Here is a 21,539-nt window from a genome sequence, read left to right on the forward strand (position 1 = left end):
GGGCAGCGACCGTGCGAGCGCGGCGAATGCGCGTCGCGCTCGACCTTGGCGGTGGCCGACGCTCGGCGACGCGCCGAGACCGGGAACTTCACCTCGGATTTCATCCCCGCTTCGCGCTGGCGGTCGGCGCGCACCAGAATGCTCTGGTGCACACCCGGCTCCTCTGGTCGCTGCTGATCGCCGCGCTCGCGTTGAACGCCGTCTACGGCGGTGTCGCGGGAGTTCTCGTCCCGGCTCAGATCGCCCGTGCGGATGCCGCGAACAAGGACGCCGTGCTCGCCGTCGTGCTGACCGCGTCGTCGCTGCTCACCCTCGTCGTCCATCCGCTCGCGGGCGCGATGTCGGACCGCACGCGCTCACGGTGGGGACGGCGCGCCCCCTGGATCCTCGCGGGCGCGGGCGGCAGCGCGGCCGTGATGGCGGCACTGGGCCAGGCCGAATCGGTGTGGGCCGTCGCGCTGGGCTGGATCGTGCTCCAGCCGCTGCTGAACGTCCTGGAGGCTCCGCTCGACGCCGTGCTGGCCGACCGGGTCGAACCTGCCCGCCGCCCCCGCGCCGCGGCCTTCTTCGGCATGGGCGCCGCAGGCGGCCTCGCCGCCGGAGCGGCCGGCGCAGGACTGGGCGTGGCGAACCCCCAGCTCGTATACCTCGCCCTGGCCGGCGGGCTGGTGGTCGCATCGATCGGATTCGTGATCGCGAACCCCGACCGGTCGATCACCGGGAGCATCGCTCGCATCCCCGCCCGCGAGGCCTGGGGGTCGCAAAACCTCCGGATCGTCTTCGCCGCTCGGTTCTGCCTCGTGCTGGGGCATCAGCTGGTCATGGGATACCTGCTCTACATCGTCATGGACACCACCGGCGCCTCGGTCGACGAGGCCGGCCGGACCGCGAGCCTCGTCATCGCCCTCCACATCGTCAGTCTGATCGGCGGCTCGGTCGCCGGTGCGCTCTGGATCCGGCGGCGCGTGCCCTGGGTCGTCGCGGCGAGCGCGATCCTCGCGGCATCCCTGCTGATCCCGCTCGCCGCACCCGGCGTCGCGGGACTCGTGGCCTTCGCCGTCGTGGGCGGGGCGGCACGCGGGGTGTACCTCGCCGCCGACCTGGCCCTCATGATCGACGTGCTCCCGTCCGCGGGAGACTCCGGGCGAGACCTCGGCGTGCTGGGCCTCGCGACGATCGTGCCGCAGACGCTGGCTCCGGCGCTCGCCGGGCTCGTGCTGTTCCTCGGCTCCGGCTCCTACGGCGCTCTCTTCGTCGTGGCGGCGGTGTCGGCGCTCGCGTCGACCGCCGTCATCGCCCGGGTCGGTTCGACGCCCGTGAGGAGCCCGTAGGCGAGGGCGGCGGCGACCGCCTCCTCGCGCGACGACGCGCCGAGCTTGCGGTACAGGGAGCGCCGCTGCGACTTGACGGTGTTGACCGAGACGTGGAGCCGCGCAGCGATCTCCTCGACGCTCGCGGTGTCGACGAGATGCCGAGCCACGATGCTCTCCCTCGTCGTGAGCTGCGGGGCGACCCCGGCGATCACGATCGGGGCGGGCAGGTCGTCGACGTCGCCCGCGAACAGGTCGCGCCCATCGGCGGGGAGGATGAGGAACGGGGTCCTCAGACCGTAGGTGCGGGCGAGCGTAGCGGTGCGGCGTGCCACGGCTCGGGCCTCGGCCGCCCGCCCGAGGCGGTGGAGCAGGATCGCCTCGAGAGCAGCGGCCTCGGTCCGTTGCCGGGGCGTGCGCGCGGCGGCGGCGTTGAGCAGCTTCAGGGCACGCTCGTGCTGACGGTCGAAGACGGCGACGCGGGCGGCGGCGAGGGTGACCTCGGACGGGTCGGATGCGCGCGACACGAGCCGTCGCGCTGCCGCCAGGTCCGTCGCGGCGAGGGCGAGCATGCTCTCGGTGGCATCGAGCATGCGCGCGGCCGGCGAGCCCGCCGACATCCTCTTTCCTCGCCGCGACCGCAGCGATCGCAGCCGTTCGAGTCCCTCAGCGGGCCGACCCGCCGACACGTCGGCCCACGCTCGCGCGCCGGCGAGCGCCGGCCAGTGCTCGATCGTGTCGATGATCGGCCAGATGGTCGCGACAGCGGCCTCCGCGGCGGAGGCATCACCGCGTTCGAGTGCAAGCCGGCTCTCGGCGATCCGCAGCATGCTGCCCTGATACTCGTTGAGGATGTCGTCGGGCCAGGGCCGCGCGAGCGCCTGATCCACCCAGGTCTGCGCCGCCGGCAGCTCACCCGCCTCGGCCTGGATGAGCGCCAGCCCGCCGGTGGCGAGGAGTTCGACGCTGGGCCGGATCGCCGTCGCGAGCGCCTGCTCGAACTGATCGCTCGCCGCCTCGCCATCGCCGCCGTACAGGAGGCTGATCGCTGCGTGCGCGTGGAGATCGCCCCGCAGTCCGCGCAGCTGCTCGAGATCGGCTGCCGGCAGCTCGTCGAGGATCCGCGTCGCCGCGCGCGCGGCACGGACGCCGCGGTCTCCCACTCCTGTGAGGCGCCGCGCCACCGACTCGACGACCCGCAGCAGTGCGCGATCGGCCGGTTCGCTCTGGCCGGTCTGCACCCCGAGCAGAGCCACCCCCAGCAGCTCGGCGGCGCGCACGCGGTGCTCGCGGCGGGCGTTGAGGATGAGCGCTTGCGCGAGGGCGATGACGGGCCAGCGGCGCAGCTGCAGCAGCGGGATCGGCCGCAGGGCGGCGGCGATGCGGGCGCCGTTCCCCCAGAGAAGCTTGAGCCCGTCACGGCGCAGCGCCGCGTCGACGATGTCGAGGGCGTCGGCCGCGGCTCCCTCGACGAGCGCCCCGAGCCCGGCGCCCTCCCGGAGCAGGGCGCGGGCGGCTCGATGCCGGATGGCACGCTGCTCGTCCGCCGGGATGCGCGTGGCGGTGAGCGTGGCGGCGCGGATCGGCGCGGTGAACGCGAAGACCAAGGTGCCATCGTCGGTGCGCCATTCGCCCTGACCGGCCCGTTCGGCCCGTTCGATGACCTCGTCGTCCCCGCCGAGCTGGGCGACGAGTGCGGGGGTGAGGAACTCCGGCACGGCCAGGGGTGCGGCCGCGGCGGGCAACGGATGCGGTGCGAGGCGCGCGAGCACGAGCTGAACCGCCGCGGCGTCGATGACGTTCGCCTCGACGACGGCGACGACGGCCGCGGGGAGTCCGCCCGTCACCAGCTGGACCGCGCGCGGATCCAGGTGGGAGCCGCGCGCCGCGACGTACGCGATCGTCTCGTCGAGGGTGAACCCGAGATCGCGCACCCACTCCACGTCCCAGGCCAGCGGAACGGCGCGTGCGCTGCGAACGGCGAGCCGCACGATCAGCCCCGGCCGCGTCGCCCGCAGCCGCCGCACGTGTTCCCACACGTCGGGAGTGAGCGAGTCGCCGTCGTCGACGATGAGCGTTCCCGAGACCTCGTCGGGGATCCGCCCGTCTCCGGCCCACGTGACGTCGTCGCGTCCTTCCGCGAACTGACGCAGCAGCGTCGTCGCACCCGCCCCGTCCGGCCCGAGCAGGGCGACGAGAGGCGCAGGCGACGCGAGCGCCGAGAGGAGACGCGGGCGATCCAGGCGCACCGGCGCGCGCAGGGGTGCCATGGCTGGAATGCTAACGGAGCCGGCCCGATCAGTCGACGCCTCGGGGCAGCGGGCCCGGGGCCCCCGCGATGTGCCACGATGCAGGGATGGACGAGGGTGTTGCCGCCGAGCTCCGCGCGCTCCGCGCCCGCGCCTACGCGCCGGGCGCCGACATCGCCGACGACCCCGTGGCGCTGGCGCGGCTGAGGGACCTCGAGGAGCGCGAACGCGCGGGCCGGACACCGCGGCCGCCCGCGCCGGTCACCCCGAGATCCGCGCCGACTCCGACATCCGCACCCACACCGTCACCCGCCGAGACCGCTTCCCCGGCTTCCGGCCCGGTGCCCGAGCCTGTGCCCGGCGACGACGCCGACGGGGCGGCATCCGCATCCCGCCGCGCCCCGCGATCGCTGCGTCCGATCCTCATGTGGGCCGGGTCGCTCGTCGCCGTGGCTGCCCTCGCCGTCGGGATCACGGCGTTCGCGACGGCCCGCAGCGCATCGACCGCGACGGCGCTGCCGCCGGATGCGCGAATCTCCCACGTCACCACGCTGCTGCCGACGGGCGAGGAGGTCCCCGAGTTCCTGCGCCCCTATGGAGACGAAGGCGAGGCGGGGTCGTACGAAGCGTTCCTCGGGCTGTCGGTGTTCCACTTCACCGACACCTGGCGAGGAACGGATAACGGGCCGGCAGCGAACAACGTCTGTCTCTCCGTCGCGCACATCGACGATCAGGCATCGGGCGACAACGCGCGCGGCGGGTCGTACTACCAGGGCTGCTCCGCCGGCGCGTTCCCCGCGGCCGTCTCTTTCGTCGTCTGGGAGGATCAGCCCGACGAGCTCCTCGAGCGATATCCCCTCGGCACCGGGCTGCAGTTCGTGCTGACGGATGCCGGCGTCGACGTCTTCGTGTCGGAGGCCCCGGCGTCCTCCGCGGCGCCGGATGCTCCGGGCGAGACGGGAACTCAGCCCGCGGGCTGAGTGATGACGTCGGACTCGGCCGTGACGCCGTTGAGCTCGACGTAGAGGTGGCGCTCGGTGACCGAGACCGTCACGGTGTTGCGGCGATCGAGCGCCGAGACGAGGGTGTCGATGAAACCCGGTTCGAAGCTGTGGAGGGCGATCTCCGAGACGCGGTGGATCTTCTTCCCCGCCCACGCGGCCACGATCGGACCGGGATTGCGCTGCGTGTAGACCGCGACGCGATCGGCCTGCTTGCTGCCGAGGTGCAGGCGCGAGGCATCCGGCGCCCCCACCTCGATCCAGGCGAGGATCGATCCCGTCAGGTCGCGCACGAGCACGGCCGGCTCGTCCTTCGCGGCGATGCCCTCGGTGAAGTCGACGCCCTCCTCGTACTCGAGGCAGTACGCCAGCAACCGGGTCAGCATGAAGGCATCGGTCTCGGAGGGGTGCCGCGCGACGCGCAGGGCGAACGACTCGTACACGCCGCGGTCGACGTCGGCGAGCGTCGCATCGAACGTGTGGATCGTCGCCCCGGCAGCCATGAGGAACGAGCCTAGCCGCCCCCGGGTGCACCGCCGTGTGCGACGCTGTTCTCATGCGGATCGCACTGACGGGATCATCGGGAAAACTCGGCACGGTCGTCGCTCGTGAGCTCACGGCGGCAGGCCACGAGGTCATCGGCTTCGACGTGGTCGGCGCGCGCGGCCCCGCGTTCGTGCAGATCGACCTGACCGACTACGGCCAGGTCGTCGACGCTTTCGGCTCGGTCGGCGACCGCCACGACGGCGTCGACGCGATCGTGCACCTCGGGGCCGTCCCGGCGCCCGGCATCCGGCCCGACATCGCGACGTTCCACAACAACATGGCCGCGACCTTCAACGTCTTCCACGCCGCGACCCGGCTCGGCATCGACCGGATCGTCTACGCCTCGAGCGAGACGGTCCAGGGGCTGCCGTTCGACGTGCCGCCGCCGTACATCCCCGTCGACGAGGAGTACCCCGCCCGCCCCGAGTCGGTGTACTCGCTCGTGAAGCACCTCGAGGAGCAGCTCGCGATCGAGCTCGTGCGCTGGCACCCGGGCCTGTCGATCACGGCGCTGCGGTTCTCGAACGTCATGGTGCCCGAGGACTACGCCGAGTTCCCCTCGTTCGACGCCGACCCGACGCTCCGCAAGTGGAACGTGTGGAGCTACATCGACGCGCGGGACGGCGCCCAGGCCGTGCTGCGCGCGCTCGAGAACGCGCCGGCCGGCTTCGACCGGTTCCTCATCGCCGCCGCCGACACCGTCATGTCGCGCCCGAACGCGGAGCTCGTGGCCGAGGTGTTCCCCGACGTCGAGATCCGCGGCGAGCTCGGAACGAACGAGTCGCTCTTCTCCACCGAGAAGGCGCGCCGGCTGCTGGGCTACGAGCCGGCGCACTCCTGGCGCGACCACGTCTGAGACGCGCTACGCCGTCCGCCCGCGGATGATCGAGGCGCACTGATCCGCGGGCATAAGCGTCGGCTCTGCATACGCACCCGCGGCGGCGGATCGTCGAGCAACCGTTCCTAACCTGATAGCAGGTTCCCCACGAGAAGGGGGACAAGCGAAGAAGGGAAGAACGATGGCGAACGGTCAGACGGTATTCACGGCATTCGGCGCGGCGGACAGCGTCGCGGAGGCGGTCGAGCTCCTGGAGCAGAACATCCATGAGCAGCTCGGCGACGCGGCGATCGAGTCGGTGTCCCACAGCTCGTTCGACTCGGCGGACGCTTTCGTCGCGACCGCCGTCGTGGTGGCTCGCGCTTCCTGACGTCGAAGGGCCCGTCGCGCTGAGCTCACCCCGAAGCGAGCACGACGCGGCGGGCCTGCTCGGCGGCGCCGAGCGCGACGTACTCGCCCGGGGCGGGCACCTCGACCTCGAGGCCGAAGACCGCCGGAGCGATCTGCTGCACGGCGGCCGATCGCGCTCCGCCGCCGACCAGCAGCACGCGTCGCAGCGGAACCCCCTGGTCGCGCAGCGCATCCAGTCCGGCCCCGAGGCCCGACAGCATCCCCTCCACGGCCGCGCGGGCGAGGTTCTCGCGCGTGGTCGAGGCGAGCGTCATCCCGGTCAGCGAGGCCGTCGCGTCCGGCAGATTGGGTGTCCGCTCGCCCTCGAAGTACGGCACGAGCGTCAGCCCTCCCGCCCCCGGCTCGGCCGACAGCGCGAGGTGCGACAGGCCGTCGTGGTCGACCCCGAGCAGGGCCGCGACGACGTCGAGCACGCGCGCCGCGTTGAGCGTGCACACGAGCGGCAGATGGTGGCCATCGGCCGAGGCGAAGCCCGCCACGGTCCCGGTCGCATCGACCGCGGGCGTCTCGCTCACGGCGAAGACCGTCCCGGACGTGCCGATCGACACGACGACGTCGCCGACGCCCGCGCCGACACCGAGAGCGGATGCCGCGTTGTCGCCGGCGCCCGCGGCGACCCGGCGGCCGTCGCGGTCCGCGACCCACTCGTCGGCGGCGAGGACCCGCGGAACCACGGCATCGTGCCCGAGAGCGGACACGAGCAGGTCGCGGTCGTACTCGCCCGTGACGGCGCTCCAGTAGCCGGTCCCCGAGGCGTCGGAACGATCCGTGACGAGCTCGGCCAGAGCGGCGCCGCCACCCGTGCCGTCGGCCGCCGGACCGAACCCGCGCAGACGCCAGGTCAGCCAGTCGTGCGGCAGCGCCACCGCTGCGGTCCGCGCCGCGTTCTCCGGCTCGTGGTCGCGCAGCCACCGCAGCTTGCTGATGGTGAACGAGGCGACCGGCACGAGCCCGGTGCGCTCGGCGAGCCGGTCGGCGCCGTACTCCGCGACGAGATCGGATGCCGCCTGTGCCGATCTCGTGTCGTTCCACAGCAGCGCGTCGCGCACGACGGCGCCCCGCGCGTCGAGCGCGACGAGGCCGTGCTGCTGGCCGCCGATCGACCAGGCCGCGACGTCCGACATCCCGCCCGCGAGCTCGATCGCCGCCTGCAGGGCGGTCCACCACGACTCGGGGTCTACGCTCGTGCCGTCCGGGTGGGGCGCGCGCCCCTCCCGGACGACCCGACCGGTGTCGGCATCGACGATCACGACCTTGCACGATTGGGTCGACGAGTCGACACCCATGACCAGCGTCATGCCGGCATCCTCTTCTCTCGCGTTACGGGGCTTCTCGCGGCGCCGGTGTCAGCGTGCGCCGAGCAGGTGCTCGGTCGCGAGCTGCTGCAGACGGACGAATCCGAAGCCCTTGCCCCCGAGGTACGCGTCGGCGTCGAAGTCCTCGTAGGCGGAGCGGTCGCCGACGAAGTCGTCGTAGCTCTCCCCCTCGCCGAACGTCGGCTGGGCGAGCTCGGGAACGCGGGCCGCCTCGAGCGCCTCCTGCACCTCGGGGTCGGCACGGAACGCCGCGGCCCGCTCCTTGAGCAGCAGGTAGGTGCGCATGTTCGCGGCGGCGGAGTCCCAGACGCCAGTCTCGTCCTCGGTGCGGCTCGGCTTGTAGTCGAAGTGGCGGGGGCCGTCATAGGCCGGTCCGCCGTTCGGGCCGCCGTTCTCGAGCAGGTCGACGAGCGCGAACGCGTTGTGCAGGTCGCCGTGTCCGAACACGAGGTCCTGGTCGTACTTGATGCCGCGCTGGCCGTTGAGGTCGATGTGGAAGAGCTTGCCGTGGTACAGGGCCTGTGCGATGCCGGCCGCGAAGTTCAGGCCCGCCATCTGCTCGTGCCCGACCTCGGGATTCAGTCCGACGAGCTCGGGGCGCTCGAGCGACTCGATGAAGGCGAGGGCGTGACCGACGGTGGGAAGCAGGATGTCGCCGCGCGGCTCGTTCGGCTTCGGCTCGATCGCGAAGCGCAGGTTGTAGCCCTTCTCGACGACGTAGTCGCCGAGGAAGTTCACCGCCTCGCGGTAGCGCTCCAGCGCCTGACGGACGTCCTTCGCGGAGTCGTACTCGGCGCCCTCGCGGCCGCCCCACATGACGAAGGTCTCGGCGCCGAGCTCGGCGCCCAGGTCGATCTGACGCAGCGCCTTGCGGATCGCGAAGCGCCGCACCGCGCGGTCGTTCGAGGTGAACCCGCCGTCCTTGAAGACCGGCGCGCTGAAGAGGTTGGTGGTCACCATCGGCACGGTCAGCCCGGTGTCGGCGAGCGCGCCCTTGAGGCGGTCGATCTGCGTCTGGCGCTCGCTCTCACTCGATCCGAATGCGAACAGGTCGTCGTCGTGGAACGTCAGTCCCGCGGCCCCGAGCTCGGCGAGCTTCTCGACCGCGTGGACGACGTCGAGGGGCGGCCGAGTCGGCCCGCCGAACGGGTCGGTGCCGTTGTAGCCGATGGTCCAGAGGCCGAACGTGAACTTGTCGGCCGGGGTCGGGGTGCGCATGCGTGCTCCTTCGCGTCGATTGCTGCGACCTCAGCGTAAGTCGGTTTGTCTATTACGTCAACAAACTGTGTTCTCGTAGGCTGATCCCGTGAGTGTCGCGCCGGGAACCGCCGAACTCGTCCGGCGTGTGAATCTCGCCCGGATGCTCGTCGTCGTGCACCGCGACGGGCCGATCTCGCGCGCCGCACTCACTGCCGAGCTGGGACTCAACCGCTCGACGATCGGCGCGCTCACGGCGGAGCTGGCTCGACTGGGCCTCGTCACCGAGACCGCCGGCGCCGCCGAGGGCCGCATCGGCCGCCCCTCCCCCGTCATCACCGCGCGCCCCGATGTCGTGGCCGTCGCCGTGAACCCCGAAGTCGACGCCGTGACCCTCGCGGCGGTCGGACTCGACCGCCGCGTCCACGCCCGCCGCCGCGCGGTCACGACCACCCTCATCACGCCGCAGGAGCTTGCTTCGCTCATCGCGGAGACCATCGAGGAATGGCGCGCGGGTCCGCTCGCGACGACGACGGTGATCGGGATCGGGGTCGCCGTCCCCGGTCTCGTCGAGCCGGCCGCGGGTCTCGTCGTGCATGCGCCCCACCTGCGCTGGACGGATGCGCCGCTCGCCGATCTCGTGTCCGCCGCGACGGGAATCCCGACGACCGTCGGCAACGACGCGTCGTACGGCGCGCACGCCGAATACCTCTTCGGCGCCGCGCGCGGCGTCGCGGACGTGATCTACCTCAACGGCGGCGCGAGCGGCATCGGCGGCGGGCTCGTGGTCGGAGGCACTCTGGTCGGGGGCGCACGCGGTCTCGCCGGCGAGTTCGGGCACAATCCCGCGATCGTCGAGGACGCCGCCGACCGCCGCTCCGGCGAGCACGCCGCGCTCGAGGACGAGGTCAGCCAGCACCGTCTGATCGCTTCGCTGGGACTCCCCGGCGCGGACGACGCCGAACTGCGCGCCGCCGTCCACGGCGCCGCCAACCCCGCCGCCCGCGCCGAAGTGCGACGGCAGCGCCGCATCCTCGCCTCCGCCGTCGCGAGCGCGGTCAACGTCCTCGATCCGGCCGTGGTCGTCCTCGGCGGCTTCCTCGCCCCGCTCGTCGAAAGCGACGTCGACGAGTTCGCCGAGGCGGTCGCGCGACAGACGATCTCCGGTGCCGCACCGCTCATGCGCACGGCAGAGCTGGGCGATGACCGACTCCTCGTGGGTGCCGCCGAGACGGCGTTCGCCGCCCTCCTCTCCGACCCGGTGCCCGTCATGACCGGCGCCGGCGCCCCCATGACCGATTCCGGAGCCGCGTCAAGCGCCGCCGCCCCCGCACGCTGAACTCGTACGATCGAACGGTCGCGCAGCGTCGCGGCATCCGTCCCGAGAGAAACGTCCGCATGGCATCCAGATCCTCCCGTCCCGCCGATCCGCCGCAGCGGCAGCGCAACGCGCTCGCGCCCGGCATCCTGGGGGCCGCCGCCCTCGTGGCCGGCATCCCGCTCATCGGCGGGGAGTTCGCGATCGTGATCTCGTTCATCGTGGCGATCCTGGCTTTGATCATCGCGTGGTTCGCGATCCAGGCGCGACAGTGGTGGTGGGCCGTCCCGATGGCGGCGATCGCGGTGCTGTGGAACCCGGTGTATCCGTTCTCGCTCGACCAGCCGGTCTGGCTGGCCGCCCACGTCATCGGCGCAGCGACGTTCATCGCCGCCGGCACCCTCGTATGGGTGCCCCGCGCGCAGGCCGCCCGATGACCGGAACCGGAATCGTCTGGGCCCGCGTCGAGGACGGCTTCCACGTCGGGAGCCGCACCGGCGAGTTCGTCGGCTACATCGACCGCCAGCCGGACGGGCGGTATCTCGCCTACGACTCCCGGTCCGCCTGCGCCGGGGCCTTCGGCGAGCTGACCGCGGCCATGCGCGCGCTCGCGGCCCGCGCGACCCCCGACACCCCCGACGAGACGCCGCCCATCGAACTCCGGGAGATCCGATGACCCCGACCTCCGACGACCTGCTGTCGGTCCTCTACACCAGCAACGCCCGCGCCCCGTTCGGCGACGACGATCTCGCCGAGCTCCTGGCGCAGAGCCGCGCATCGAACGCGGCGCGAGACCTGACCGGGATGCTGCTGTACCGCGGCGGCCGGTTCGTCCAGGTACTCGAGGGTCCCGAGCCGACGGTGCGCGAGCTCCTCGCCACGATCGGGCGGGACTCCCGCCACTCCGACATGCGGGTGCTCATCGAGCAGCCCATCGCCCACCGCGAGTTCCGCGAATGGACGATGGGCTATCAGCCGATCGCGGAGACGACGGGCGACGCCCCCGCGGGGTTCCGCGACACCTTCGATGATCTGGAGGGCTCCGGTGACCCGAGTGCGACGCTGCGCGCCGCCCGGGAGCTGAGCCTGTGGTTCCGTGTGCGATCGTCCCGGCCGCCGCGGGGCACGGCGGCCGAGACGTAGTCACTCGCCGCGGCCGGTCGCGTCCTGCAGGCGGTCGATCTGCTCCGAGGCCTCGGCCTTGGTGAGGTTGCCGGGGAGTTCCTCGCCGGCCTCGCGAGCGAGGGTGTCGAGGTAGCTCCGCTGCGGCCCCGTCATGGGCTCGTCGCCGGTGACCCAGTTCTCGGGGTCCTTCACGGGCGATCCCTGCCCGCCGCCGTCGGTTCCGCCCAGGGTGTCGGCGCTGTCCGGGGTGTCGGCACTGCCGGGGTTGTCGGATGCAGACGCGGACGAGGCGGGCGGGGTCGGGGCCGACGGCTCACCGGGCGCCGGCGCTGTGGGCTCCGTGGGTACGGGGACGGTCGGTTCGGCGGGTGCCGGGAAAGTCGGCTCGTCGGGAGTGGGGATGCTCTGGTCGGTCATGCCTCGACGCTATGCCGACCGTTCCGAGAAGCCGAGGCACTTGCGCGTTCCGCGAAAAGCCCTCAACGAGAGGACCCGGCCCGGCGACGCCGTTCGGGCAGCGTCCCCGTGGCCGGGTGTTCTTCGATCGTCGGCCACGCACCGCAAGGAATGCGCAACGCGTGCACCGAGCAACCTCAAGAAATCCGCAAGATCAGGTCTCAGGCACGGCGCGCGGGGGCGGAGAGGCGAATCACCGCGGAGTCGTCGCTCTCGCCCAGGCCCTGCGCCTGCGCGAGCAGGTAGCTCTGCTCCGCCGCGGCCGCGAGCGGCGCCGGAAGGCCCGCGCGCCGCGTCGCGGCCCCGACGATCCCCATGTCCTTGACGAAGATGTCCAGGCGACTGAGCACCTCGGCGCCCTCGTCGTCCCAGGCCTGGAGCATCCGCGGACCGCGGTTGCCGAGCATGAAAGACGCGGCCGCACCCGCCTGCAGCGCCTCCAGCGTCCGGTCGAGGTCGAGCCCGAGCCGGTCGGCGAGCGCGAGCGCTTCGGCGGCGGCGGCGATGTGCACGCCGCAGAGAAGCTGGTTGACCGTCTTCAGTGCCTGACCGTCGCCCGCCCGCTCCCCCACGACCGTGAGGGTCGACGCGAGCCGGTCGAGCACGGGCCGCGCGACGGCGAGGTGCTCGGTCGGCGCGCCCACGACGATCAGGAGATCGCCCGCCCGCGCGCGGACGGGGCCGCCGCTCAGCGGAGCGTCGACGAGTCCGATCCCGCGCTCGGCCAGCGAGGCAGCGACATCGGCGACGCCCTCGGTGCCGACGGTGCTGGTGAGGACGACGACGGCACCCTCGGCGAGCGCATCGACGATGCCGGCATCCCCGAAGAGCAGGTCGGCGAGCTGCCCGGAATCGCGGACCGCCACCAGGACGACCTGCGCGCCGTCGGCGGCCTCCGCCGCCGAGCCGGCGGGCGCGATCCCGGCTTCGGCGGCCAGCGCGAGCCGGGCGGGGGCGATGTCGAAGCCGCGGACGGCGAAGGTCTCTGCCAGGCGCTCGGCCATCGGCAGGCCCATCGCCCCCAGACCCAGGACGGCGACGCTCGGGTTCTCATTCATCTCTGCGGTGCTCCTCGGTCTGGGGCGGGGTGTGCGGGGGTCAGGGACAGCCGTTCGACCGCGGCGGTCAGCGACCCGTTGTCGCCGACGTTCCCGGCGAAGACGATGTAGGGGATGCCGGATGCCGGGCCGTCCGCGGCCTCCCAGACCGACACGATCCCGGGGAAGAGCGAGCCGCGCACGCGTGCCCGGCGGATCTCGAGCCCCCGCGTGGCGACGTCGCTCGAGGTGATGCCGCCCTTCGCGATGACGAAGCGGGGCGTGACCCGCGCGACCACTCCGCGGACGACCTCGACCACGGCGCTCGAGACGCGGCGCGAGATGTCGAGGCTCTCGTCGGGGTCGTCGGTGCGCACGAGGGTCCGGCTCGTATGGAGCACGACGTCGCCGCGCAGCAGAGCCGTCGCGATGGTCGCACAGGCGCGACCGAGCTCGGCGGCGCGCTGCGCGGGGTCGAGCAGCCGCGGTACGTCGAGCTCGACGACGGCTTCGAGGGGGCGGTGACGGACGAGGTCCGCGAGCTGGCGGCTCGTCAGACCGACGTGGGAACCCACGACGACGAGCCCGCCGCGCGCCGCGCGGTCAACCCCGAGCTCGGCGACGTCGACGGGCGGCCGCCGTCGCTGGCCGACGCGCGCGCGCACGAACGGCGGCCCCACCCGGTAGACGAACGAGCGCCCTTCCGCCTCGACCGCTTCGAGCCCCAGGGCCAGCTCGACGAGGTCTTCCTCCACGACGGCGTCGACGACGATCGGGGCACCCGCCGGCGCGGCGCGCAGCACAGCGGCGACCGCGGGCGCTCCGGCACGGAGGTGGTCGACGGTCACCTCGACGACATCGGCGGCGGCGATCGCGCCGTCGGTCTTCTCGGCCACCCAGTCCGCGAGCCGCGACGAGCGGAAGCCGAAGGTGGAGTCGCGGGCGAACTCCGTCTCGCCGATCGGGGTGAAGCCCTCGTCCGACAGGATGCCGTGCACGCCGCGCACCGTGACGCGTCCGGCATCCGGGAAGGCGGGCACGATGACGACGTTCGTGGGCGCGGCCGACCCCGACCGGGCGATCTCGCCGGCGATCGTGTCCGGCTCGAGGGGAAAATGCCCCCGGAGCGTCGAGTCGCTGCGGCTGACGAAGTCGACCCGGACCCCGGCGGCCTCGGCCGCCGCGAGAGCCGCACGCACGACCTCGCGGTTGATGCGCTCGGCGTCGGCCGGCGCGAGGCTGCGCGAGTTGGTCAGGACGTAGACCGCGGGAGCCCCGGACGAGAACGCCCAGGCGAAGTCGGCGACATCCCACGCCCCCAGGACGGGCAGATCGGCGACGGACTGCGTCCCGGTCGGGTCGTCGTCGAGGACGACGAACACCCGTCCGCTCTCGGCCACCCGGGCCGCGAGGAGGCCCACGTCGGGTCGCGAGGCTTCCGGCAGGTCGGGCAGAGGGGCGGTGGGCGCCATGGGATCTCCTCGTCGTCGAGCGAGTCGGGGGCAGCTGTCAGATGTATGACAGCATGCAGCAAGCCCATCATCGCGTCAACCCGGCGATCACCTCGCGCGCGGGCTTGCATCCGCGGCCGCCGGAACCGCACGCTGGCATGAGACGGTTGCCCGACCGCAGGAACGAGAGGAGTCAGACATGTCTGAGATCGAGCGCGAGCACGGCCCCGAGATTCCCGTGGCCGATGCCGAGGAGCAGAAGCAGCCGGCAACGGTGGACGCCGCCGCGGAGCCCGACATCCCGGCGCCGACGACCGAGGCCGACGAGGCCGACGTCTGGGAGCAGAGCCACGAGGTGCCGCTCGACGACGACGAGCCGAATTCGGTGTGAGCCCGGCTCAGCCGGCGACGTAGCGGCGGAAGTCGTCGAGCGTCTGCTGCAGGTGGTGATCCATCGCCGCCCGCGCGGCATCCGGATCGCGTGTGCGCAGCGCGTCGACGATGCCCCGGTGCTCCGCGATCGCGTGCTCCTGGATCTCGGAGACCCGCGACGTCTGCGCCCGGCGCTCGGCGAGCACCTCGGTGAGGGGCGCGAGGAGCACGCCGAGGAACAGGTTGCCCGAGGCGCCGAGGATCACGGCGTGGAAGCGCAGGTCGGCGTCGACGAAGCGGTCGACGTCTGCCGCACTCGCGGCCGCGACCATCTCGTCGACGCACGCCGCGCACTCCGCCAGCGCGGCGTCGTCGATGAGCGGGGCGGCCAGGGCCGCGGCCTCGCACTCGATGACGCGACGCGTGGAGATGAGCTGCTCCGCCACCAGGGTGTCGTCGCCGTGCGCTGCCCGGAACCGGAGCGCGTCGGAGACCGACCGCCACTCCTCGACCGGCGCGACCCGTGACCCCACCCCCGAGACCACGCGGACGATGCCGCGAGCCGACAGGGTGCGCAGCGCCTCGCGCACGGTCACCCGGCTGACGTCGAACTCCGCGCCGATCTCGGCCTCGGTCGGCAGGGCGCCGCCCGGCACGAACCGACCGGCGATGATGCCGTCGAGCAGATCGTCGGCCACGGTGTTCACGAGCGACTTGCGGCGGCTCATCGCCCCGCTCCACGGTGCTCGACGGCCGACCAGCCGTTCTCGAGCACGGCGAACCCGGCGTCGAGCGTCGCCTCGGGCTCCTCGCTCTCGTTGACCATCGTCTGGATCTGGAGCACGAACCTCGCGAACGCGCGCACGCGGGGGTCGGGCGTCTCCTCGCCGAGCTCGGCCGCCACCGCCTCGGCGAGGGCGTCCTCGTGCCGCAGCCACATGCGTGCGGCGTAGTCCCGCAGCGCGGGCGTGGCGTTGAGGAACTCCATGAACTGGCGGGCCACGTCGTCGCCGTGCTCGGCCGCCCCCGACCGGATCTCCCGCTCGTAGTACGCGCGGATGGCCCCGGCGATCGAGGTCCCGGCGGGACGTTCACGCACCGCCGCGACGAGACGCTCGCGCTGCTCGTCGTCCTCGTCGAAGACCAGCGCCTCCTTCTGGCTGAAGTGCGCGAAGACGGTCGTCGGCGAGACATCGGCCGCATCGGCGATCTCACGGATGCTGACGTCGTCGAACCCCCGCTCGAGGAACATCACCGTCGCGACATCCGAGATCCGTTTGCGCGTGGCCGCCTTCTTGCGCTCGCGGCGCCCTACCGGCGCGGTCTCGGTCATGACGTCGATCTTAGGCCGCCTGCGCGAAAAACTGTATTGACACCAAACCTGGTATCGCTACAGTTTCGGTATGACTTCAGTTATTTCGCGACTGCGCCTCGCCGGCATCGACCGCCGCTGGGTGATGCTGATCGTGCTCACCACTCTCACGACGGCGGGCATGACCGTCGTCCTGCCCGTTCTCCCTTTCGTCGTGCTGCGATACGTCTCGGGGGAAGGCGAGCTCGCGCTGTGGGTCGGCGCGCTCGAGGCCGTCAACGGGCTCTGCGCCTTCATCGCGGCACCCTTCCTCGGTCGCCTCTCCGATCGTTTCGGCCGCCGCCCGGTGATCATCGTCGCGTCGTTCGGGGCCGCTCTGAGCATGCTCCTGTTCGGCGTCGGAGGTGCCCTGTGGGTACTGCTGCTCGCCCGCGTCATCCAGGGGGCCACGGCCGGCGACCTGCCCGCGCTGTTCGCCTACCTCGCCGACATCACTCCGCCCGAGAAGCGCGCCCAGCGATTCGGGCTGCTCGGCGCCCTCTCGGGCATCGGCACGATGGTGGGGCCCGCGCTCGGCGGCCTGCTCGCCGCGATCGACCTCGCTCTCCCGGTCTTCGTCACGGCCGGCATCTCGTTCCTCATCGCGACGCTCAGCGTCTTCCTCCTGCCCGAGAGCCTCGAGCGCACGAACCGCATCCCCGCGATCGCCGCGTCGGATCTGAACCCGTTCGCCGTGTTCCGCCGCGCCTTCGTCCGCCCCGAGCTGCGCGCGCTGCTCATCGCGTTCGCCCTCCTCGCGCTTCCGTTCGGCTTCTTCGTCAACAACTTCAGCGTTCTCGCGCTCGACTCCATCGGCTGGGGCCCGACGGCGATCGGGCTGCTGATCGCCGTCGTCGGGGTGATCGACATCCTCGTCCAGGGCATCCTGCTCGGCTTCCTGCTGCCGCGGATGGGTGAACGCGGCGTCATCGTGGCCGGCATCACCGCTCAGACGGCGGGCCTCATCGCCCTGGCCGTCGTCGCAGCACTCGTCGCCCAGCCGTGGCTGTTCGTCCTGGGCGCGCTCGCGCTCGCTGCCGGACAGGGTGCGGCGCAGGCGACTCTCGACGGTGTCATGTCCAACGCGGTCGGCGCCGACGAGCAGGGCTGGCTGGGCGGAGTCACCCAGTCGCTCACCGCCGCGATGGGCACGATCGCCCCGATCCTCGCCGGTGTCCTCTACGTCGGCGTCGCTCACGCGGCCCCGTACGCTCTCGGCGCCGCACTGATGGTCGTCGCCGCGGTGATCGTACGGCGCGCGCGGATCGTCGACGCTGCGGCGCGCTCCGCCTCATCCGGCGACGACCCGGCCGGCGTCGGGATCGCAGCCGCGCCCGCGTCTGCGCCTCGCGCTCAAGCGTCGAGACGCTGACCTGAGTTCGAACGCGTGATCGCGTCGGTGCCGCTCTCGCCTGCTGACACGCGGCGACCGTTCGCCACCGTCACCGCGACGAAGGCGGTCAGCAGCACGATCACCACGAGGCCGGCGAACGCGAGCACCCGCAGCTCACGGAGGTGCCACCCCGTGACGAGCTGCGCGAGGACGAGGGCTGCCACCACGACGATCAGGCCGATGCCGACCGCGACGCGGATGCGGCGGACGCGCCGCACCCGGCTGCTCACTGCGCCATGCAGGGACATGTCTCTCTCCGCGAGCGGGTTTCTCGGGTGCCCCGCTCCACCGGTCACTATCGGTCGCGTCGCTGCGAATGTGCGTCCCGGCGTCGAAACCGAGCATTACGCCTCTCCCCCGCGCGCGTCCAGCCCTTTTGCTCGGAGATTCGGAACCGACAGTGTGGGACCGTGCGATTGACAGACGAGCTCGGCGCCTGGGCGGCGCGACAGCGGTGGTATGCCGGCAAGAGCCACCGACCGCGATTCCGCATCCTCGACGCGCAACCGGCCCCCGGTGCGGCGACGCGCTACCTCCTGATGGACGACGCCGGCGCGCTGCCGACGCTCTACAACGTGCCGCTCGCGCGGGTCTCGGCGCCCGCCGACGGCGACGACGTGGTCGCCCGCGACGGAGACGACTACCTCGTCGACGCGACGCGGAACAGCGGATTCACCGTCGGTACGCTGGCCGAGATGGGCGTCGACGTGACGCGCGTCACCGGATCCCGCGTGCTGACCGGCGAGCAGTCGAACACCTCGATCGTCTACGACGTCGACGGTGAGCCGACGATCATCCTGAAGCTCTTCCGCACGCTCCATCACGGCGAGAACCCCGACGTGACCGTGCAGCGCGTGCTGAGCGAGGCCGGCTCGCCGTTCGTTCCGCGGTTCTTCGGCAGCCTCGATGCCGAATGGCCCGATATCGGACGCGACTCGGGCGCGGCCCGCGGCACCCTCGGCTTCGCGCAGGAGTTCCTCCGCGGCGTCCGCGACGGGTGGGCCGTGGCCCTCGAGGCGGCTCGTGAGAACCGCGACTTCACCGACGCCGCCCGCGATCTCGGCATCGCCGTCGCCGGTGTGCACGGTGCGCTCGGCGCCGCCCTCGACACGACGGAGGCAGCGGCCGAGCAGGTCCGGGCGACGGGGGCGGCGTGGCGCCGCCGGCTGTCGATCGCGGCGAACGAGGTGCCCGCCGTGGCCGACCGCGTCGCGGCCATCGGGTCCGTGTACGACGCGGCGCTGGCGCGCCCGTGGCCGCACCTCCAGCGCATCCACGGCGACCTGCACCTCGGTCAGGTGCTCGCCGTGCCCGCCGGAGGATGGCGCATCGTCGACTTCGAGGGCGAGCCGCTGCGGCCGATGGCCGAGCGCGCCATCCCCGACCTTCCGCCGCGCGACGTCGCCGGGATGCTGCGTTCGTTCGACTACGCCGGCGCGGTGGGCGACGGCCCCGACCCGAGGGGATGGGCATCGGCATGCCGCGACGCCTTCGTCGCGTCGTATGCCACCGCCCCCGGCGCGATCGAGCTCGACCCGGTGCTGCTGCGGGCGCTCGTGCTCGACAAGGCCGTGTACGAGTCCATCTACGAAGCCCGCAATCGCCCGGACTGGCTGCCCGTGCCTCTCGCCGGCATCGACGCCGCCCTGGCCTGAACCCGGCCGGTGCCCCGGTGCCCGGCGCCCAGTGCCGAGCGCCCGCTGCCGATACATTCGTCGGGCCGGCGGTGCCTGTGTCTACCGGACGCCCCGCCGAGGCGTCACCAGCACCACCGGTCCGACGGATGTATCGCGGACTCAGTCCTCGAGGGGCTCGGGCGCCCGCAGCACCAGGAACTTCGCGCCGTAGCCGGGCAGCGAGACGCTGAAGCTCTGCAGGTCGTCGACGCGCCCGATCGTCTCGCCCGACGCGGCGTCGTAGACCTCGCTGCGAGGCACGAGCTGCTCGGAGCGAACGGTGCCCTCCGTCGGCTCCGGCGAGAAGTTCAGCACGGTCACCTGCATCGCGGCGTCCGCGTGGGGATCGCCCTCGTCGAGCCGGTGCACGAGCACGAGCATCCCGGCGTGCGCGACCTCGGGGATGTCGACCTGCGAGGCCGTCGCGATGCCGTGCTCGCGGCGCAGATCGAGGATGCCCGACAGCCGCGAGGCGAACGACTCCGGGTCGTCGAGCTGCGCGGGCAGAGCGCCGTAGAGGGCTCGGCCCCGCGGCATCCCCGAAGCCGAGCGCGTGGCGGTCGGGTCGGCGTCGAGCAGGTCGTGCGCGCCCCGTTCGATCCAGCGGGTGTCTCCCGCACCCAGCAGGTCGGCGACCTCGTCGGCGGGAACCGTCAGCATGCCGACGAGATCCCAGCCCGACAGGGCGAAGACCCCGGGCTGCCAGGCGTTGTAGGCGCACAGCAGCAGGTGGGCGTCACGGATGCCGGGGACGTCGGCGTCGGTGATGTCGTCGAGGCGCGCGATGCCGCGGGATGCCGCGATGAGCGACGTCGTCGTGCACGCGATGCCGTTCTGCGTGAAGACGCGGTTGTAGTCGGCCGTTCCCGTGAGGTGCTCGGTCAGGTCGGCGCGGATCTCCTCCGCGAGCTCGCTGCCGGTGATGTCGCGCCCGCGGAAGCGGTACTCGTCGTCGCCGTGCCGTGTCGCCCAGTGCACGAGCTCGTAGGTGAGCTCGTCGTGGTTCTGCATCCCGTGCACGAGCTGCACGGGCGCGACGCCGAGCTCGAGGGATGAGGTGAGCGCGAGACGGAGGAACTCCGTCTGACCGGTCGCCAGGGCGTGGTGATAGCCCGGGCGTCCGATGAAGTCGTACGAGAGGTCGGCTCCCACCGCCCCCGTGTCGCGGATGTCCTCGATCGTGAGGTTCAGCTCCTGGAAGGTGAATCCGCCGACCTTGCGCACCATGCCCGCGATGATGTGGTTCGCGGCGTGCGAGAGGGGGTGCCCCTCCGACCAGGCGGGAAGGCCCTCCGCGCTCTTCTCGACGCCGAGGAAGCCGTTGGCGTCGAGGCGCAGCGCGCTGGTGCCGAGTTCGCCGAGCGAGTGCAGCGCGTCTCCGATCACCAGGCGCATGCCCGCGAACGTCGGGTCGAGCCAGTTGATCGACGGCTGACCCTGCTTGAAGTAGTGCAGGTAGACCCAGCGCCGCGTCGCACCGTCGGGACCGATGACGGGCGCGGTAGCGCTCCAGTTCGTCTCCTTCACCCCCGGGGTGTAGAAGATGACGCGCTGCATGGCCCCGATGATGTAACCGCGCTCGGCGAGCTCGTGCTCGTTCGCGGGGTCGAGGTTGACGCTGTCGTATCCCTCGGGGACGTCCGGCAGCAGGTGCCAGTCCTCCGGCGGGATCTCGACCATGTGGTAGATCCCCGGGTAGTCCTTGAAGCCCATCTCGGCCAGGCGGAAATCCGCCCCCTTGCCCGTGTGGCCGGGAACGATGTCGTCGATCACGCTGCCGCCGTGCGCATCGGCGACGTCGCAGAGGGTCCGGAACTCCTCCTCGGTGCCGAAGGCCGGGTCGATCGACGTGCTGATGCGGTCGAAGTGACCGTCGACGCTGGGCGTCTCGCGCCAGTCGGTGATGCCGCCCGCGCGCTTGACCGGTCCGGTGTGGATCGCGGTGATGCCGATCCGCTCGAACACCGACCACAGGGCGTCGTCGCCGAGGGCGGCGAGGAAGGACTGCCCGGGCCGGGTGATGAGCGAGATCGGGTACGCCGTGAACCACACGTCAGTCGTCGAGATCGCGCGCCGTGCGTCGGGGCGGGCGTACGGATTCCGCCACATGGCGGGCTGTCCCGACAGCTGACGCGCCAGCACGTCGGCATCCTTGAGCATCGACTGCCGCACGAGCCACTCGACGTACGAGGGGTTGCTGCCGTTCGCCGTCCGCGGGTCGGTCATGTTGCGGCGCACGCTGCCGCCGCGGAACTGGTCGCGCGGACGCAGTCGCCGCGGACGGGCCGGGTAGCGCTGCTCGTCGTAACTGATCTCGGGCACCTCGAGATCAGTGTCTTCGCCGTCGGTGCCCGCCGCCCCCGGGAGGGTGATCGGGGCGGTGTACAGGTCCTCCGGCTGTTCGTCGTCGCGCGCCATGCCTCAACGCTAGGGGCGGCGCGGATCCGGCGGAAAGGGCTGGTGCCCGAGCGGGCGAAGCATTATGGGATGCC

Annotated in this window: 22 protein-coding genes; 11 read left to right on the top strand and 11 right to left on the bottom strand. The window is 72.3% G+C overall.

The window, feature by feature from the left end:
- Positions 1-146: 146 nt before the first annotated feature.
- Positions 147-1,331, top strand: coding sequence for an MFS transporter (locus tag CI089_RS05285; RefSeq protein ID WP_179223234.1), 1,185 nt, complete (start codon positions 147-149; stop codon positions 1,329-1,331).
- Here the strand turns inward: CI089_RS05285 and CI089_RS05290 are convergent.
- Positions 1,238-3,580 carry a helix-turn-helix transcriptional regulator gene (locus tag CI089_RS05290; RefSeq protein WP_094260562.1) on the bottom strand — a complete coding sequence of 781 codons (2,343 nt, stop codon included), beginning with the start codon at positions 3,578-3,580 and terminating at the stop codon, positions 1,238-1,240. The genes CI089_RS05285 and CI089_RS05290 overlap by 94 nt on opposite strands.
- A gap of 86 nt (positions 3,581-3,666) precedes the next feature.
- Between CI089_RS05290 and CI089_RS05295 the strand changes: the two genes are divergently transcribed.
- Positions 3,667-4,539: a hypothetical protein gene (locus CI089_RS05295; RefSeq protein WP_094260563.1), complete on the top strand. Its 873-nt coding sequence runs from the start codon at positions 3,667-3,669 to the stop codon at positions 4,537-4,539.
- Here CI089_RS05295 and CI089_RS05300 read toward each other — a convergent pair.
- A complete protein-coding gene (locus tag CI089_RS05300) occupies positions 4,524-5,063 on the bottom strand; it encodes a YaeQ family protein (RefSeq protein ID WP_094260564.1) in 540 nt (179 codons plus the stop codon). The two genes, CI089_RS05295 and CI089_RS05300, sit on opposite strands and share 16 nt — an antisense overlap.
- 53 nt (positions 5,064-5,116) lie before the next feature.
- Here CI089_RS05300 and CI089_RS05305 point away from each other — a divergent pair, with 53 nt between their 5' ends.
- The gene (locus tag CI089_RS05305; protein WP_094261249.1) at positions 5,117-5,962 is read left to right on the top strand and encodes an NAD-dependent epimerase/dehydratase family protein; all 846 of its coding nucleotides are present in this window, start codon (positions 5,117-5,119) and stop codon (positions 5,960-5,962) included.
- Between the two features lie 163 nt (positions 5,963-6,125).
- Entirely contained in the window at positions 6,126-6,314 is a 189-nt protein-coding gene (locus CI089_RS05310; protein WP_094260565.1) for a hypothetical protein, read from the top strand.
- Positions 6,315-6,339: 25 nt separating this feature from the next.
- On the opposite strand, the gene xylB is transcribed toward CI089_RS05310, so the two are convergent.
- The gene (gene xylB / locus CI089_RS05315) at positions 6,340-7,653 is read right to left on the bottom strand and encodes a xylulokinase (protein WP_179223235.1); all 1,314 of its coding nucleotides are present in this window, start codon (positions 7,651-7,653) and stop codon (positions 6,340-6,342) included.
- A 48-nt stretch (positions 7,654-7,701) separates the two neighbouring features.
- Positions 7,702-8,889, bottom strand: a complete 1,188-nt coding sequence (gene xylA, locus CI089_RS05320) for a xylose isomerase (protein WP_023953882.1) — start codon at positions 8,887-8,889, stop codon at positions 7,702-7,704.
- A gap of 88 nt (positions 8,890-8,977) precedes the next feature.
- On the opposite strand from xylA, the gene CI089_RS05325 reads away from it, so the two are divergent.
- From CI089_RS05325 to CI089_RS05340, 4 genes are read left to right on the top strand one after another with little or no spacing between them, the layout of a single operon-like run.
- Entirely contained in the window at positions 8,978-10,207 is a 1,230-nt protein-coding gene (locus tag CI089_RS05325; protein ID WP_256977519.1) for an ROK family transcriptional regulator, read from the top strand.
- Between the two features lie 59 nt (positions 10,208-10,266).
- Entirely contained in the window at positions 10,267-10,623 is a 357-nt protein-coding gene (locus CI089_RS05330) for a DUF6804 family protein (protein ID WP_094260566.1), read from the top strand.
- Positions 10,620-10,862 (top strand): hypothetical protein, encoded by a 243-nt coding sequence (locus CI089_RS05335; protein WP_256977520.1) that lies wholly within the window; start codon positions 10,620-10,622, stop codon positions 10,860-10,862. Before CI089_RS05330 ends, CI089_RS05335 begins: the two co-directional genes overlap by 4 nt.
- Positions 10,859-11,329, top strand: coding sequence for a BLUF domain-containing protein (locus CI089_RS05340; protein ID WP_094260568.1), 471 nt, complete (start codon positions 10,859-10,861; stop codon positions 11,327-11,329). Before CI089_RS05335 ends, CI089_RS05340 begins: the two co-directional genes overlap by 4 nt.
- On the opposite strand, the gene CI089_RS16560 is transcribed toward CI089_RS05340, so the two are convergent.
- From CI089_RS16560 to CI089_RS05355, 3 genes are all read right to left on the bottom strand, one after another.
- Positions 11,330-11,539, bottom strand: coding sequence for a DUF3072 domain-containing protein (locus CI089_RS16560; RefSeq protein ID WP_036305609.1), 210 nt, complete (start codon positions 11,537-11,539; stop codon positions 11,330-11,332).
- A gap of 389 nt (positions 11,540-11,928) precedes the next feature.
- A complete protein-coding gene (locus CI089_RS05350) occupies positions 11,929-12,825 on the bottom strand; it encodes an NAD(P)-dependent oxidoreductase (RefSeq protein ID WP_094260570.1) in 897 nt (298 codons plus the stop codon).
- Positions 12,822-14,276, bottom strand: a complete 1,455-nt coding sequence (locus CI089_RS05355) for a four-carbon acid sugar kinase family protein (RefSeq protein ID WP_094260571.1) — start codon at positions 14,274-14,276, stop codon at positions 12,822-12,824. Before CI089_RS05355 ends, CI089_RS05350 begins: the two co-directional genes overlap by 4 nt.
- 178 nt (positions 14,277-14,454) lie before the next feature.
- Between CI089_RS05355 and CI089_RS05360 the strand changes: the two genes are divergently transcribed.
- The gene (locus tag CI089_RS05360; RefSeq protein ID WP_094260572.1) at positions 14,455-14,646 is read left to right on the top strand and encodes a hypothetical protein; all 192 of its coding nucleotides are present in this window, start codon (positions 14,455-14,457) and stop codon (positions 14,644-14,646) included.
- A 7-nt stretch (positions 14,647-14,653) separates the two neighbouring features.
- On the opposite strand, the gene CI089_RS05365 is transcribed toward CI089_RS05360, so the two are convergent.
- Both CI089_RS05365 and CI089_RS05370 read right to left on the bottom strand, forming a co-directional pair.
- Entirely contained in the window at positions 14,654-15,355 is a 702-nt protein-coding gene (locus tag CI089_RS05365) for a FadR/GntR family transcriptional regulator (protein WP_094260573.1), read from the bottom strand.
- Positions 15,352-15,960 (bottom strand): TetR/AcrR family transcriptional regulator, encoded by a 609-nt coding sequence (locus CI089_RS05370; protein ID WP_094260574.1) that lies wholly within the window; start codon positions 15,958-15,960, stop codon positions 15,352-15,354. Before CI089_RS05370 ends, CI089_RS05365 begins: the two co-directional genes overlap by 4 nt.
- 70 nt (positions 15,961-16,030) lie before the next feature.
- Between CI089_RS05370 and CI089_RS05375 the strand changes: the two genes are divergently transcribed.
- Positions 16,031-17,350: an MFS transporter gene (locus CI089_RS05375; RefSeq protein ID WP_256977521.1), complete on the top strand. Its 1,320-nt coding sequence runs from the start codon at positions 16,031-16,033 to the stop codon at positions 17,348-17,350.
- On the opposite strand, the gene CI089_RS05380 is transcribed toward CI089_RS05375, so the two are convergent.
- Complete coding sequence (locus tag CI089_RS05380) at positions 17,332-17,619, bottom strand: hypothetical protein (protein WP_094260576.1); 288 nt, start codon at positions 17,617-17,619, stop codon at positions 17,332-17,334. The two genes, CI089_RS05375 and CI089_RS05380, sit on opposite strands and share 19 nt — an antisense overlap.
- A 162-nt stretch (positions 17,620-17,781) precedes the next feature.
- Between CI089_RS05380 and CI089_RS05385 the strand changes: the two genes are divergently transcribed.
- Positions 17,782-19,026 carry a maltokinase N-terminal cap-like domain-containing protein gene (locus CI089_RS05385; RefSeq protein WP_094260577.1) on the top strand — a complete coding sequence of 415 codons (1,245 nt, stop codon included), beginning with the start codon at positions 17,782-17,784 and terminating at the stop codon, positions 19,024-19,026.
- 141 nt (positions 19,027-19,167) lie between these two features.
- Here CI089_RS05385 and treS read toward each other — a convergent pair whose 3' ends face one another.
- Positions 19,168-21,465: a maltose alpha-D-glucosyltransferase gene (gene treS / locus CI089_RS05390; protein ID WP_094260578.1), complete on the bottom strand. Its 2,298-nt coding sequence runs from the start codon at positions 21,463-21,465 to the stop codon at positions 19,168-19,170.
- Positions 21,466-21,539 lie beyond the last annotated feature (74 nt).

The sequence above is a fragment of the Microbacterium sp. Yaish 1 genome (assembly GCF_002245215.1).
In the GTDB taxonomy this organism is placed as follows: Bacteria; Actinomycetota; Actinomycetes; order Actinomycetales; family Microbacteriaceae; genus Microbacterium.